The organism is Kitasatospora sp. NPDC058046 (assembly GCF_042885595.1).
In the GTDB taxonomy this organism is placed as follows: domain Bacteria; phylum Actinomycetota; class Actinomycetes; order Streptomycetales; family Streptomycetaceae; genus Kitasatospora.
This window is the reverse complement of sequence record NZ_JBHVRS010000031.1, coordinates 27,320-41,204: the sequence shown is the minus strand read 5'-3', so window position 1 is coordinate 41,204 and position 13,885 is coordinate 27,320. Positions and strand designations below refer to the sequence as shown.

Genomic DNA, 13,885 nt, shown 5'->3' with positions numbered 1-13,885 from the left:
CTCCATGGCCCGCCGTAATCGAACGAGCACGGTCGACGAGCATAGATGCTGCGGGAGAAGCGTCGGACCCCGGAGGAGGTGGACATCTTCGGGATCTGGGACGAACAGGTCCTCGCAGGCGAAGTCATGACCTCGGCGTTGCAGTTCACGGACGCGCGACTCGAGCGCGACGTCGCCCTGAGTCGCAAGCTCGGCGCGGATGTGCACCTGCTCGCAGCAGTCGACACGGTGCCGGACGCGACCCGGGCAACAGCGGAACGTCTCTGCAAGCAGGCTGGTCCGGAGCTGCACGTCTACGACCGCAGCCGGCTCCGGCCGGCTCCTCTCCCCAAGTTGGCACCGGCAACTGCCGCCGACGGTCCGCGGTGGGCCCTCTCCGCCGCCCAAGAGCTGCGGGCCTTCATCACCACCGGCAAGCCGATAACCTCGGGCCAGGCTGCGAAGGTGCTGAAGACGGCTTCGGGGGGCACCAGCCCGGTCGGTGGTCAGATCGCAGCGCTCACCGGGGCGGTCAACCACCATGGGGCCGCACTGACTCAGCCGCTCGAACACCTGCGACGCGAGGCCCGGTGCTGCTGGACCCACTCAACACGCAGCAGTAGAACCCGGGCAGTGCGCGGGGCCGAAGGACTGCCCGGCCCCGCGTCGTGCGCAGCGCCATCAGGATGGCGCATCCGATGGAGTGCCGCTCATTACGCCGGGTAGGTCCCGCCGATCAGGCCGTCGCCGCCGCTGCCGTTCGCCGCCGCAACCGTCCTCCTTCCGGCGGCCGCCACCGCGGCCGTCACCGACGATCCGGTGCCGGCACCCGTCTCCGCACCGAACCCGGACTTCACCGTCCACTGCTTCACCGGCATCGGCATCGTGCAGCAGACCGAGAGCTGGCTGTTCCAGCCCGCCCCCAGCACCGCGGGCCGCACCGTCCGGGAAGCCGGACCCCGCCGGACCCCGCTCCCGTGCCTTATTGCACAATAGTTGCAGTTGCATATCGAGAAGCAATAAGGAGTGGGTGCGATGCCGGCCTCGCCAGTGGTGCTGGGGATCGAGTCCTCGTGCGACGAGACCGGTGCCGGCCTCGTCCGGGACGGGGTCCTGCTCGGGCAGGCGGTCGCGTCGAGCATGGACGAGCACGCCCGGTACGGCGGGGTCGTGCCGGAGATCGCCGCCCGCGCCCACGTCCACGCGATGGCGCCCGTGGTCCGCGAGGCCCTCGACCGGGCCGGGCTCACCCTCGCCGACGTCGGCGCCGTCGCGGTCACCGCCGGGCCGGGCCTCTCCGGTCCGCTCCAGGTCGGGGTCGCGGCGGCCAAGAGCTACGCCTTCTCGCTCGGCGTGCCCCTCTACGGCGTCCACCACCTCGCCGGGCACGTCGCGGCGGCCGCCCTGGAGGGCGAGCCGCTGCCGAACCCGTGCGTCGTCCTGATCGTCTCCGGCGGGCACACCTCCCTGCTGCTGGTGCGCGACCTCGCCCGCGACCCGATCGTCCACCTCGGCGACACCCTGGACGACGCCGCCGGCGAGTGCTTCGACAAGGTCGCCCGGATCCTCGGCCTGCCCTACCCCGGCGGGCCCGCCATCGACCGCGCCGCCCGCGAGGGCGACCCGAACGCGGTGCGCCTGCCCCGCCCGCTCAGCGGGCCCAACGATCCCCCGTACGCCTTCTCCTTCTCCGGCCTCAAGACCGCCGCCGCCCGCTGGGTCGAGGCCCAACGGGCCGCCGGCGGCGAGCCGCACGTCCCGGACGCGGCCGCGGCTCTCCAGGAGGCCATCGCGGACACCCTCACCCGCAAGGCCGTCCGGGCCTGCACCGACCACGGGATCGGCACCCTCGTCGTGGTCGGCGGCGTCGCCGCCAACTCCCGCATCCGCGCGCTGACCGAACAGCGCTGCGCCGCCGCCGGGATCACCCTGCGGGTGCCGCCGCTGCGGCTGTGCACCGACAACGGCGCGATGATCGCGGCCATCGGCGACCTCCTGGTCCGCTCGGGCGCGGCCCCGTCCCCGATGAACCTCTCGATCGACCCCTCCGCGCCCCTGGAGTACGCGGCACTCTCCCCCCTCGCGGCGGTCCGGGCCGCGTGACGACCCGCGACGCTTCAGGGGTCCGGGCCGCGTGAGGACCCGCAGGGCCCGGCGGCCCCGCCGCACACCCCTCGGCGCCTCCTGACCACCCGGTTCCCGGCCCGTCCGGCGACGGCGATGTGGGGAGCGACGCTCCGGATCACTGTCCGCACCCCGAGCCGCCCGGGCGAGACGCGAGCAGCGGAGGCCCGCACCGTCAGCGGGAGCGCCGCCGTGGGAAGCGCCCTCAACCGACCTACGGCACGGTGCTGCTCGCCCACCTGAAGACCGCAGCGGTATTCCAGTCCGTCGGCCCCGACGACGGCCGAGCCCTCCGCGAGGGCCCCGCACACGGACGTCTTCGGGTGCGGGAATCCGCCCACGATGTCCTGGGTGTCCCGGGCCTGCGGCGGAAGCATGCTCCTGGCCGTCTCCTCCAGCGCGGAGCCCGGGGCGACCAGCCGGCGGTTCCCGCTCAGCAGCGCCGTGGCCTCCTCGGCCTGCGGTCCGTCGAACTTCATGACGCTGCCGGTACTGGTGTTGAAGAGGGCGTAGCCCTCGGTCAACGGCACTCGCAGGGTGTACCGGGAGGTGGCGAGAGGGGCGGTCATGCCGTCTACTCGGTTTCCAGGATGGCCACACAGGTCGAGCGGCTGCCGCACAGCCGCGCTGGGCTGAGGGTTCTCCCGCTGGAGGTCTCCTCCGCGATGTCGCTGAGCTGCGAGTCGACGATCGTGGCCGTGACGATCTCGTACGTCTGCCCCGGCGGCACGTGGACCTGTGGGTCGGTGTCCTCCGAAGCGATGAGGCGGACCTTGGCGCGTGGTGCACGGTCCTTCGGCATGCCGTTCCCCTTCCCGGGCGCGGGCCGGTCACCGTCGCCGGCCGTCTGTGGACGGAAGCGGTTCCCGCTCCGGTGCCGGCCTACCCGCCCGCGCCCGCTGCCGGAGTGATGACGGCGCGGGAGCGAACGCCCGGCTGCCGGTTCATCGCGGAGCGCCGGTGCCCGGCAGTTCGCGCCGGGTGCGCAGCGGCGAGAAGAAGATCGGTATCCAGACCGTGGCGAGCCCGGCGGCCCCGGCCCACAACGCGGTTCGGACGGAGGCGAGTTCGCCCAGCAGGCCGGCCAGGGCCGCGCCGATCGCGAGTGAGCCCGTCAACAGGACGCGCATGGTGGCGTTCATCCGGCCGAGCAGGTGGTCGGGGGTGACGCTCTGCCGGAAGCTGACCTGGATCACGTTGTCGACGCCGATCTTGTACGTGGTGATCAGCCAGGCTCCGGTGGCGAGCCACAGGGCCGGTCCTCGGGCGGCCAGGGCCAGCAGGACGCCGAACGGTGCGACGGCCAGGCCCACCGACCACAGCAGCCGCCCGGCGCCGAACCGGCGGGCCGACCAGCGGGCCGACATCGAACCGATGAGCACGCCGAGACCGCCGACGGCGAAGAACAGGCCGATGACACTGCCGGAGAGGCCGAGCTCCCGGGCGAACAACACCGGCACCATGGTCTGGCACAGCTGGACGGACAGGTTCGTCAGTGCTCCGGCGAGCGCGACGGCCCGCAGGATCGGGTCACCGAGCACGAAGCGCAGTCCCTCGCGAATCTCGCGGCCGAGCCCCGTGTCGGGCCGCTGCCGCGGACGCGGCTCCGGCCGGCGGATGCGCAGCAGGAGGAGCGCCGACCACAGGTAGCCGACGGCGTCGACCACGATCGCCGCCGGGGCGGAGAGCAGGGCCGTGAGGAATCCGCCCGCGCTGCGCCCGCCGATCTGGGCGAGGGCGTCCACCGTCACCAGGTGGGCGTTGGCCTGGGTGAGCCGGTGGCGCCCGACCAGGTCGGGCAGTTGGGTCAGCGTGGCCACGTCGAAGAAGACCGTGGCCATGCCCGTCAACAGCACCACCAGGTAGAGCTGTTGGATCGTCAGGCAGTCGAGCGCCCAGGCGGCCGGCACCGACCCGAGGAGGGCGGCCCGGGCCAGGTCGGCGGCGATCATCACCGGCCGCTTGCGGATCCGGTCCACCCAGGCCCCGGCCGGCAGGCCGATCAGCAGGAAGGCGAGGGTGCTCAGCGTCGCCAGCAGGCCGACCTGTCCGGGCGAGCTGTGCAGGGCCAGGACGGCGGTCAGCGGTATCGCGAGGGCACTCACCGCGGTGCCGAGCTTGCTCACCGCGGCGGCGCCGACGAGCAGGCGAAAACCCGGGTCCCGCAGGACCGAAGCAGACGGATCGGGGGTGGTAGCGGCCGTGTCCGGCCGCTGGGGAAGATCGGTGCTGGTCATGAGCCGAGGTTCCCGCCGCACCGGCCGGCGGGCGAGGAATTTAGGCTGTACTGAATCCCGGGCCGCCGGCCGCTGGGTCCTCCGCCGTCGAGGGGGCATCGTGCTGGATCTGGCGTTCTCCGTCCGTGACTTGGCCCGCACCAGGTTCACCCTGTCGCCGCTGTGGGAAGTGGTGGCCAGCGTCAGAGTGCTGAAGCATCCGGCCGAGCACCCGCTGCACCGCCCGTGGAGCGTCGAGGCCGGACGCCGGCTGGCCGCCTCGGGGCTGGACTGGCGTCTGCTCGCCGATCTGGTCCCGGATCCGCCCGGGTCGATCCCGATCTTCCTCGCGCCGCCGCCGACGGGCCCGGCCGCCGATCTGGAAAGCGAGTTGGCCGTCCTGCGTGCCACGCCCGCCGAGCAGGTCCGGTCGGGCCTCGGCGCTCCGCGCGCGCCGCGTTCCGAGCGCGTCGACCGGCTGCGCGGCGATCCGCGCCGCGGCCTCGCCGAACTCGCCGACCTCATCGCGTCGTACTGGGAGATCGCGCTCGCGCCGTACTGGCCCCGCATGCGCTCGCTGCTGGAGGGGGACGTGCTGCACCGTGCCAGGCTGTTCGCCGAGCACGGGGCGGACCGACTGCTGGGCGACCTGGGGTCCGTCGTGACCTGGGACGACGGCACCCTGCGCGTCGGGCACCACTACGTCCACGGCAGCCGGCGGCTCGGCGGGCGCGGCCTCCTCCTCGTGCCGTCGGTGTTCGTCTGGCCCCGCGTCTTCTCCGTCGTCAGCCCGAACTGGCAGCCCACCCTGCGCTATCCGCCGCGCGGGGTGGCCGCGCTCTGGGAACGGCAGGTCACCGTCCCGCAGGCCCTGGCAGCGGTCGTCGGCCGCTCCAGGGCCCGGCTGCTGGCCGACCTCGACACGCCCGCCTCGACGACCGAGCTGGCCCGCCGCACCGGGATCACGCCCGGCGGGGTCTCCCAGCACCTGACCGCCCTGCGCACCGCCGGCCTGGTCGACGCCCACCGCAACGGCCGGTACGTCCTGTACGTGCGCACCGAGGCGGCGGAGGTCCTGCTCGCCGCGGCGGACGGACGGCGTGACGGTGCGCAAGCGCCGCCTTCGCCCCGGAGTCCTCCTCGTTGAGGACTGGCAGGAGCGTCCGGTGCGCGGGACGACCCACCAGGGTCTCGGCCGTCACGGGTCGGACGCCGTTGCCCGCCCAGGACCTTGTCGAGAGCCCACAACCCATCAGCCGGAGACCGCCGCCATGGCGCCATGGCGGAAGGATGGGGCCGCTGCGCGGCGGCCCCACCGCCACTCCCGTCACACTCCGCAGGCTCGTCCGACGCTCGACGAACCGCTACCGCCGGGACGGCCGCCCCACCACCCGACGCCTCAAGTCGGCAGCAGTGGGTGGGTGGTGGCGAGGAGGAGCAGGCCGAGGGAGGCCATGGAGAAGGGGACGATGCGCCGGGGGCTGATCAGGAGGAAGGCACCGTGGACGAGGACGGCGAGGGTCAGTGCGGCGGGGGCCGGGAGGAGGCCGAGGGCGGCGAGGCCGAGGGTGACTTCGGTGGTGGCGGTCGCGAGGGCGGCGGCGCGACAGAGGCGGCGCAGGGACGGCCGGGTGAGCATGGCGCTGAGTGCGCCGAGGCTGGGCCAGGCGGGGAAGTCGCGGTTTCCGGCGGCGGCTTGGACGGCGTTGTAGGCGAGGTTGTCGATCAGGACGCCGCCGGTGATGAAGTGGGCCGAGCGGAGTTTGCGGATGCCGGCCACGAGGTAGAGCTGCGCGGCGCAGAAGGAGGCGAGCAGGCCGGCGGCGACGGGCCCCGGCCCGGGCAGGGCCAGCAGGCCGAGGGCGGTGGTGAGTTCGGCGACGCAGACGGTGGTGAAGCGGCAGCCGCTGTGCCGGCGTTCGATGAGGACCAGCGCCAGGAGGAGGCCGCAGCCGATGCCGTAGGCGGCCGTCGAGGCGGGGCCGGGTACGGCCCAGCGGAGGCCGGTGGTGGCCGCCAGCGCCGCGGCGCCGGTGAGCACGTTCAGGGCGAGGCGGCGTCGGACGGCGAGTTCGGCGGGCGCGGTCCAGCCGCGGCCCAGGCAGTAGGCGCGGCCCCCGGGGTAGCGGCGGGCGATGGTGCGGCAGTCGGCGAGGGTGAGGGCGGCCTGCCAGGTGACGGCGAGGAGCAGGAGCAGTTCGGCGGCCGTCTGGGTGGTGGTCACGGTGCCTCGCGCAGGGCTTCGGCCAGGGCGCGCAGTTGCTGTCCGGTGGGCAGCCGGGCCAGGCGCAGTTTGCGGGTGGCGGGGTCGTAGTGGAGTTGCCAGCCGCCGTCGGAGCCGATGATCAGTCCGCTGAGCGGGGTGTCGAGGTCGGCCTGGGCGAGCAGCCGGCGCAGTTCGGGGATGTTGAGGTAGTGGCTGCCCGGGGCCAGGTGGAGCTGCTCGATGTCGATCGGGTGCGGGCGGCCTTCGTGCTGGATCCAGAGGAAGCCCTTGGAGGAGCCGGAGTACATGCCCCAGGAGAAGAGGCGGTGCGGCGAGGTCCACGCGCCCCAGACGACGAGGACCGCCAGCGCGATCAGCGCGGCGGCGGCCAGGACGGTGCAGGCCCAGGCAGGCATGGCGGGCGCCGCCGGTTCAGCGGGCGTGCCGGTAGACCGACACGTGGTAGGCGCAGCCGTCCGTGAACGGTGTTCCGCTCCAGTCGCCGTAGCGCTCGCGCAGCTCCAGGCCGGCCTGGTGGGCCATCAGGTCGAGTTCGCCGGTGCCCGCGTAGCGGAAGGTGACGTCGAGGTCCACCGTAGGGCTCCCGTCGCCGGGGGTGATGCGGTAGTGGGAGTGGTAGCGCTGGGCGGCCCGGTCGAAGCTGCGGTGGAGCACGACCCGGTCGCCGTCGGCCGTCGGGACGGCCTGGCCGTCCGGCTCCTGCGGCGCGGCGGCCAGGACTTCGGGGACGAACGCGTCCAGGACGAACAGCCCGTGTTCGCCGGTGAGTTGAGCGGCGGCGCGGAAGCACCGCAGCTGGTCGTCCTGGGTGTCGAGTTCGAAGAGGGTCCCGGCGACGAGGTAGACCAGGTCGTAGGAGCGCCCTGTGCGTGGGGGGCGGGTGAAGTCGGCGATGGTGACCGGGACGCGGTCGCCGTCGGGCTTGGCCGCCAGGACGGCCGCCATCTCGGGCGAGGCGTCGATGCCTTCGACCCGTACGCCGCGCCGCGCCAGCGGCAGGGCCACGCGTCCGGTGCCCACGCCGAGTTCCAGTGCGCTGCCGGAACCGGCGAGGCGGGCGAGGAGGGCGACGGTGTCGGAGGTCACGGACGGTTTGCCGAACCAGGTGTCGTAGCGGTCGGCGAAGTGCCGGGCGTACGGGGCCGCCGTCGGGGGGCGGGTGGCGGGAGCTGACACGGTCGGTCTCCGTTCCTGGGGTCAGCCCAGCGGGTGCGGGGGCTGCGGTCTGGCCGAGGCGGCGTGGGGTGGTTCGTCGACGGGCAGTCGGCGGGCGCCGGGGGCCACCACGCGCACCACCGCCGTGTCGTCGTCGCCGAGCCCCGAGGCGGTGGTGGGGACTTCGACCACGTCCTCGCCGGTGTGCTCGGCGAGCAGGCGGGGCAGCTCCGGCGCCTCCGGCGGCGCGGACGGTGTCCGCCATGCGCCCTCGACGGCTCCGCCCAGCAGGTGGGCCAGGCTGTCCTGGCGGTGGAACGTGTGCAGGGCGTGCTCCAGCGGCCCGCGGGGCCGGTGTCCCGGGTCCGCGCGCAGCCGGGTCCAGGCGGTACGGGCGCTGGGGGTCCCCATGCTCCAGCGCACCATCAGCGCCTCCTGGACGGCGGATGCCGCGGCCGCGGCGGGAGCGCCGTCGGTGGCGCGGGCGCCGAAGCTCTGCCGGGCTCCGTCGGCATCGGACAGGCAGGCCACCACGCACGCGGCCCCCGCCGGGCCCGGCAGCACCATGCAGCGGTCCCGGAGCCCCAGGGCGTCCAGGACCCGCCGCAACGGCGCGCCGAGCGGCGTCGGTCCGCACGGCACGAGGCGCGGCCCGTCGGCGTACCAGGCGTGCCACAGCAGGTCCCGCTCCAGGATCTCCAGCAGGGCGTGCCGACGTGCCGCGGCATCGGTCCGGTGCGCGGCGAGTCCGGTGGAGCCGGGGGGCGGCGGCGCCGCGCCACCGGCGGGCGGGCGGTACGCCAGGTACACCGCGCACGCCGGGACGAGCAGGCGCCCGGCGCCGGTCAGCGAGGCACCCTCCACCCACTCCACCTCCATCTCCCGCGCGTCCGCCGCCTGTTGGAGGTCCGGCCAGGCCCACGGGTCCAGGGCGGGCCGACCCGCGCGGCGCAGGGCGGTGTACGAGGCGACGACGGCCCGCCGCACGGCGCGGTGCCCGGCCAGGACGTTGTGCATCCGCTCCAGCAGCTCGCCCGCGGCGCGCCGGGTGACGTCGTCGCGCTCGGTCCCGGCGGCCGACCCGATGAGCACCCGCTGTCCGCCGGCCGCGTCGTTGACCGCGAAGACCGGGCTGCGCGCGGCGGCCCTGCCGAGCAGGAACTCCGGCGCCTCGGGGAAGAGCCCACGGACCTGCACCGGCCAGGCCGTGTCGGCGTCGGCGCTCACACTGCCGCCCCGCCGGCGAGGACCGCCTCGGCCTGCCGCAGCAGTTCCCCGCCCGCCGGGGTCAGAGCGTCGGCGCGCCGGCGCAGGGACACGGCCCCGTCCCGGCCCTGGTCGAGCAGGACCGCGTGGCGGGCGCGCACCGTCGGCCCGTCCGGAAGCCTCCGGTACAGCAGCACGAGCCGGGCGAGCACCACCACCTGCTGGAACAGGCCGGTCAACGGCCGCAGGTCGGCGCGCAGCGGGGTGTGCAGCAGCACGTCCGCGTCGGACGGCCGCAGGTACGGGGTGCCCGCGGCCGCCGAGTTGCACCGGTTGTGGGTACCCTCGTGGACCAGTGCCTCGGCCAGCCGGACCGGCCCCGGCAATCCGCTCCCGCGGTCGTCGGTGAGCCGCCGGTGGTGGACGAAGGCGGTGCCGTGCACGGTGAAGTCGGTGAATCCGTCGATGCCCTCGCCGTTCAGGAGGGCGATCTGACGCAGGGTGACGCCGAGTTCGGCCAGCATCGACGGCCATGCCTGCTCCAGCACCCGGCGGCAGTCGGCGAAGACCGCGCGCTGCTCGGCACTCCAGTCGCCCACCTCGGCGGCGGGCCCGGTCCCGGCGCGGTCGGTGCGCTCGGGGATCTGGCGCAGGGCCCGCCGGACGCTCGCCGTCAGGTGGTCCTCCGCCGGCGGTGCCAGGTCCACGGCCCAGCCCGCGGTAGCGGCCGTGGCCCGGGCCCGTTCGGCACTGGACCGGGCGCGGGCGACGACACCGCGCACCAGCCGTGAGTCCTGTTCCCGCTCGGCGGGATCGGAGGGCTTCCCGCGTTTGCGCTGCAGGCGGTGTGCCGCCGCGTGCAGTCCGGGATAGCGCAGGTCCTGCCGCCGCCACGACTCCTCCGCGCACCCCGCGGCCGTCAGGCAGCCGGCCACCAGGCCGTCCAGGTGCTCCTCGTCCCCGGCGGCCCGCTCGGCGTCCGGTTCCACACGCACTGCCGCCTCCCTGCTCCGGTCGACACTCCGCCCCCCGGGGACCGGGGCGGACACAGCGATCCGCCCCGGTCGTGGGTCACGTCCCGTCACTTCGGAACGTCGACCATCAGGGCGAAGTCGGGCAGTTCCTCTTCGTCCACGACCTCGACCTCGACCTCTTCCGGCTCGCGCGTTTCTTCCATCACGCACTCCCTCTCGGTCGGCGCCCACGCCCTGGTCGGCGAGGGCGCTCGAGGACCACGCTAGGACGTTCGGTCGTCCGCGACCCGCCGGCAGTCGCGGCCCACGGCGCGGCACCGCCGTCCAGGCCGTCCCCCTACCGGGCCCCCACATCTCGGGACTACTCCGAACGGGTGACCTTGCACCCCCGCGACCAGGAGGAGCGCACGAGAGCGGGACGTATCCAGGGGTCAGGCGGTGCGCCCAGAGGCCAGAGCCGGGGGCGTCGGGGCCGGAGCGGCGAAGCGGGGGAGGCGGTGGTACCGGTCAGGGTGCCGGCGCCGTCGACCTGGGTGAGGGCGGGGCCGACGCCGCGCCGTGGCGTCACCGCCTGGCGCGCAGCGGTGCCTCCTGCCGCCCAGCCGCCCCGAGGCTTTCAGGGCCGGCGTCGTCCGCGTGTGGAGGTTTCGCGGCGTTGGCCACTCGTTCGAGCCTGCGGCTTGCACCACCGCCCGGCGGCGCCGCTGCCGGGCCCCCGCGCCCGCTCCGACCGGGGTCCACGAGGACGGCGGGGCCCTCCTGCTCCCCCGAGACCGGGTGACCGGCCTGGTCCGAGCGCGAACCGAGAACGGCCGTCGGCCGGACGGGTGGCGGGCAGGGGGTGGACGAAGCACGGGCGCAGGGCAGTAGGGTGCGGCGCTGACGGGTTGACGGAGTGTCGGCAGCGACACGGAGAGGTGTGAGGAACTCGGCGTGACGTACGGAGACCAGGGCTCTTTCCCACGGAGCCCCTACCCGCGGGATCCCCGCCAGTGGCCGCGACCGGCCGGAGTTCCGCTGTGGCAGCGGTTCCGGGGCGAGGAGTGGCCCACCCTGCGGGAGTTGCTGGCGCCCGCGCGGCGGGTGGCCAGGTGGTGGGCCCTGGTGCCGCTGCTGTTCTGCCTGTGGCCGTTCCTGGCCTTCCTGGCGCTCTATCCGATGGCCAGGTCGGCACGGCGGCTGGCGCGACGGGTGTTCATCGTGCCCGGGCCCCGGGGGATCACCGACGAGGTGGTGCTGCGGGTGCAGAGGATACGGGGGTGGCTGGCGCTCGGGGCGGCGCTCGTGGTGCTGCTCGTGTACGGGACGGCGGACGACTGGGACCAGCTCGACGACCAGCTCGAGACCCGGCTGACGGTCACTCCGTTGCTGGTGCTGGTGACCGCGCCCGTGGTGGTCGGGGTGCTGTTCCGGCTCGCCGGGCCGGCCACGCGCCCGGCCATGCGGGCCCAGGTGCGGCCGGCGGTCCTGATGGCTTCGCAGTACCTGGGCGCGTGCGCGGCGGTGCCGGTGCTGCTGTGGCTCGCCGGTCAGGCGCAGGGGTCGGTCCGGGGGCTGTTCCTCGGGCCGCTGTTCAACCTGCTGGTCCTGGCGTTGCCGATCTGGGTGCTGATGTTCGTGGCCTTCGCCTCGCCGACGGTGGTTCGCACGGCCTTCACCATGGACCGGGTGCACCCGGTGTTCCCGCCCGTCCTGACCGGCGTCCTGGTCTGGGAACTCGCCTTGATCGGGCTGGTGTTCGGCGGCCTGCCGCCCGGCCCGCCGGCCGTCCGGCTGGCCGCCGTGGTCGGCGGGCCCGCGACGGTGACCGCGGTGGCGTGGTGGGAGGTGCACCGGCTCCGGAGCCGCTTCGGGGTCTCTCTGCGCGGGCGAGCGACCGCCGGGAGCGGACGGTAGCCAGACCGGCGGCGGTATCGGGACCCGCGGCGGTCTCGGGACCCGCGGCGGTAGCGGGCCGGGCACGCCCCGGAGATCGGGCGGACAATCGAAGGCATGGGCGGAGCGGACCGGTTCGACACCCTCGGTGACATGTACGAGGAGATGTTCCTCCTGCCCTGGCGCCGACACCTGGAGTCGTTCAGCGTGTTCGCCGCACTGGGCACGGTCACCGGCCGCAGCGTCCTGGACATCGGGTGCGGTACGGGCCTGTACAGCCGGGAGCTCAAGCGACGCGGCGCGGCGCGGGTGGTCGGGTACGACGTCTCCGGCGGCATGCTCGACGTCGCGCGGCGGGCCGAACGCGCCGAACCGCTGGGCATCGAGTACACCGAGCGCCGCGACCTCGTCGAGGACGGCGCCTTCGACGCGTGCCTGGCCGTGTACGTCCTGCCGTACGCGGAGGACTACGGAGCACTGCTCTCCCTGTGCGCCCTGGCATCACGGACCCTGCGCCCGGGCGGCCGGTTCGTCACCCTGCCGGTGAACCCGGACTTCCACGGCGAGCACGCCTACTACGAGCGCTACGGCCTGCGCCTGGTGGAGACCGAGTCGCGCCACGACGCCTCGCGGGTGACGCTGGAACTGTGCTTCGGCCGCTACGACGAACGGATCACCGCACGGTACTGGAGCCGGGCCACCCTGGAACGGGCCCTGCGCGAGACGGGCTTCGCCTCGATCTCCTGGCCCGCCTTCCGGGTCTCGGGGGAAGGAACCGCCCGCCACGGCGAGGACTTCTGGCGGCCGTACCTCGCCTGCCCCCACGCGGCGATCATCAGCTGCACCAGGACCTGATCCCGGAGAACCCGACCCCCGGAGCCCGATCCAGAGACACCACCATGGCGACCACACCACGGGACCACCGCCGCCCCGGCCCGATCGAGGCAGGATTCCCCCCGTCCCCCGCGGCGGTCGACCCCGCGCGGTGGGACCGGCTGATCGGCCCGGACAACTTCTACAACAGCAGCGCCTGGGTGCGCGCGCTCGAACTCGCCCACGGCGACACCGGCGCGCTCACCGCCGCCTCCGGCGGCCGGCTGCTGGGCGCCCTGTCCGTCTGGCCCGGCGAGAACGACGAACCCGGGCTGTTCCACCTGCCCACGCTGTTCCCGGACCTGGCGGCCGCCCGGTCCGCGCGATGGCTGTGGCTGGGAGCCCGGCGCTCGACCTACAACGAACTGGTCCGCACCCGCGGCGAGGACCGCGACCGCGCCCTGGAAGTCCTGCTGGAAGGGGCGCTGCGGCTGGCCCGCGACCGCGGCCTCGACGGCGTGGTCCTGCCCTACCTGGCCGCCGGCGACGCCCGGGAGCTCACCCGGATCCACCCCCGGGCCGTCGTCCTGCTGCACGACGCGGACGCCAACGTCGCCGTCCCGGCCGGCGGCTACGCCGAGCAGTCGGCGCGGATGAGCCAGCCCGACCGTACCCACCGCCGGGCCGAACGCCGCGCCTGCGAGCGCGGCGGCACGACCGTGGAATGGCGGCCCCTGGCCCACGGGGACGTCGCCCGGCAGGCCGCGGCCCTGGTGACGCAGACCCGTGCCCGGCACGGTGGAACCAGCGACCCCGCCTGGATGCTCCGCTCCTTCGCCGCCCAGGCCACGACGGGCGTGCTGGACCGGGCCGTCGGCTGCTTCGCCGTCCGCGACGGCCGCCCCGTCGCCGTGAACGTCTGCTACACCCACCACGACCGGCTCTACGGCCGCTACTTCGGCTTCGACTACCGCGCCGCCCAGCCCCGGAGCGAGTACTTCGTGCTCTGCTACCAGGCCCCCGTCGACTACGCGGCCGCCGGCGGCTTCCACCGCTACCGCCTGGCCGTCTCCGCCTGGCAGATCAAGATCCGGCAGGGCGCCGTGCTCTCCCCGCTCGCCGCCGTCGTCCTGCCCCTGCACGGGCGGTTCTGCGACCGGCGGACGGCGGCCCGGCACAACGCCCACACCGCCCGGCTCTGGACCGGCCGGTGCGCCGCCCGCCCCTGGGCCCTGGCACCCGAGTGGAACGGCTGGGCCCAGGACGGCCCCGACGCTCCCGCCTCCGGCTGACCGCCGCCGACATCGGAAGGAGAC

15 protein-coding genes and 1 pseudogene are annotated in these 13,885 nt (G+C 74.6%); 7 read left to right on the top strand and 9 right to left on the bottom strand.

What is annotated here, in order from left to right:
* The first annotated feature begins 45 nt into the window (after positions 1-45).
* Positions 46-705: a hypothetical protein gene (locus tag ACFVU7_RS39930; protein WP_388051032.1), complete on the top strand. Its 660-nt coding sequence runs from the start codon at positions 46-48 to the stop codon at positions 703-705.
* Here ACFVU7_RS39930 and ACFVU7_RS39925 read toward each other — a convergent pair.
* Positions 693-908: a hypothetical protein gene (locus ACFVU7_RS39925; RefSeq protein ID WP_388051029.1), complete on the bottom strand. Its 216-nt coding sequence runs from the start codon at positions 906-908 to the stop codon at positions 693-695. The two genes, ACFVU7_RS39930 and ACFVU7_RS39925, sit on opposite strands and share 13 nt — an antisense overlap.
* A gap of 106 nt (positions 909-1,014) precedes the next feature.
* Between ACFVU7_RS39925 and tsaD the strand changes: the two genes are divergently transcribed.
* Positions 1,015-2,082, top strand: coding sequence for a tRNA (adenosine(37)-N6)-threonylcarbamoyltransferase complex transferase subunit TsaD (tsaD, locus tag ACFVU7_RS39920; protein WP_388051027.1), 1,068 nt, complete (start codon positions 1,015-1,017; stop codon positions 2,080-2,082).
* Between the two features lie 14 nt (positions 2,083-2,096).
* Here the strand turns inward: tsaD and ACFVU7_RS39915 are convergent, their stop codons facing one another.
* The 3 genes from ACFVU7_RS39915 to ACFVU7_RS39905 form a co-directional block, all read right to left on the bottom strand.
* The gene (locus tag ACFVU7_RS39915; protein WP_388051024.1) at positions 2,097-2,672 is read right to left on the bottom strand and encodes a hypothetical protein; all 576 of its coding nucleotides are present in this window, start codon (positions 2,670-2,672) and stop codon (positions 2,097-2,099) included.
* 5 nt (positions 2,673-2,677) lie between these two features.
* Complete coding sequence (locus tag ACFVU7_RS39910; RefSeq protein ID WP_388051022.1) at positions 2,678-2,905, bottom strand: hypothetical protein; 228 nt, start codon at positions 2,903-2,905, stop codon at positions 2,678-2,680.
* A 142-nt stretch (positions 2,906-3,047) separates the two neighbouring features.
* Positions 3,048-4,340 carry an MFS transporter gene (locus ACFVU7_RS39905; RefSeq protein WP_388051020.1) on the bottom strand — a complete coding sequence of 431 codons (1,293 nt, stop codon included), beginning with the start codon at positions 4,338-4,340 and terminating at the stop codon, positions 3,048-3,050.
* Between the two features lie 100 nt (positions 4,341-4,440).
* Between ACFVU7_RS39905 and ACFVU7_RS39900 the strand changes: the two genes are divergently transcribed.
* Both ACFVU7_RS39900 and ACFVU7_RS39895 read left to right on the top strand, forming a co-directional pair.
* Positions 4,441-5,466: a DUF5937 family protein gene (locus ACFVU7_RS39900; protein WP_388051017.1), complete on the top strand. Its 1,026-nt coding sequence runs from the start codon at positions 4,441-4,443 to the stop codon at positions 5,464-5,466.
* Between the two features lie 167 nt (positions 5,467-5,633).
* Positions 5,634-5,723 (top strand): annotated as a pseudogene (locus tag ACFVU7_RS39895) (IS5/IS1182 family transposase); the annotation flags it as partial.
* Here ACFVU7_RS39895 and ACFVU7_RS39890 read toward each other — a convergent pair.
* The 5 genes from ACFVU7_RS39890 to ACFVU7_RS39870 are packed head-to-tail and all read right to left on the bottom strand — an operon-like array spanning position 5,719 to position 9,902.
* Positions 5,719-6,543: a hypothetical protein gene (locus tag ACFVU7_RS39890; protein ID WP_388051014.1), complete on the bottom strand. Its 825-nt coding sequence runs from the start codon at positions 6,541-6,543 to the stop codon at positions 5,719-5,721. The pseudogene ACFVU7_RS39895 and the gene ACFVU7_RS39890 overlap by 5 nt on opposite strands.
* Entirely contained in the window at positions 6,540-6,941 is a 402-nt protein-coding gene (locus tag ACFVU7_RS39885; protein ID WP_388051012.1) for a hypothetical protein, read from the bottom strand. Before ACFVU7_RS39885 ends, ACFVU7_RS39890 begins: the two co-directional genes overlap by 4 nt.
* Before the next feature lie 16 nt (positions 6,942-6,957).
* Complete coding sequence (locus ACFVU7_RS39880; protein ID WP_388051009.1) at positions 6,958-7,722, bottom strand: class I SAM-dependent DNA methyltransferase; 765 nt, start codon at positions 7,720-7,722, stop codon at positions 6,958-6,960.
* Between the two features lie 21 nt (positions 7,723-7,743).
* Positions 7,744-8,928: a YcaO-like family protein gene (locus tag ACFVU7_RS39875; protein WP_388051007.1), complete on the bottom strand. Its 1,185-nt coding sequence runs from the start codon at positions 8,926-8,928 to the stop codon at positions 7,744-7,746.
* Positions 8,925-9,902: an aKG-HExxH-type peptide beta-hydroxylase gene (locus ACFVU7_RS39870; RefSeq protein ID WP_388051004.1), complete on the bottom strand. Its 978-nt coding sequence runs from the start codon at positions 9,900-9,902 to the stop codon at positions 8,925-8,927. The genes ACFVU7_RS39875 and ACFVU7_RS39870 overlap by 4 nt, the downstream gene beginning before the upstream one ends.
* Before the next feature lie 1,041 nt (positions 9,903-10,943).
* On the opposite strand from ACFVU7_RS39870, the gene ACFVU7_RS39865 reads away from it, so the two are divergent.
* The 3 genes from ACFVU7_RS39865 (at position 10,944) to ACFVU7_RS39855 (ending at position 13,861) form a co-directional block, all read left to right on the top strand.
* A complete protein-coding gene (locus ACFVU7_RS39865) occupies positions 10,944-11,777 on the top strand; it encodes a hypothetical protein (protein ID WP_388051002.1) in 834 nt (277 codons plus the stop codon).
* Between the two features lie 96 nt (positions 11,778-11,873).
* On the top strand, positions 11,874-12,611 hold the full coding sequence (locus tag ACFVU7_RS39860) for a class I SAM-dependent methyltransferase (RefSeq protein WP_388051000.1): 738 nt from the start codon (positions 11,874-11,876) through the stop codon (positions 12,609-12,611).
* Between the two features lie 44 nt (positions 12,612-12,655).
* Complete coding sequence (locus tag ACFVU7_RS39855) at positions 12,656-13,861, top strand: GNAT family N-acetyltransferase (protein WP_388050997.1); 1,206 nt, start codon at positions 12,656-12,658, stop codon at positions 13,859-13,861.
* Positions 13,862-13,885: the final 24 nt, after the last annotated feature.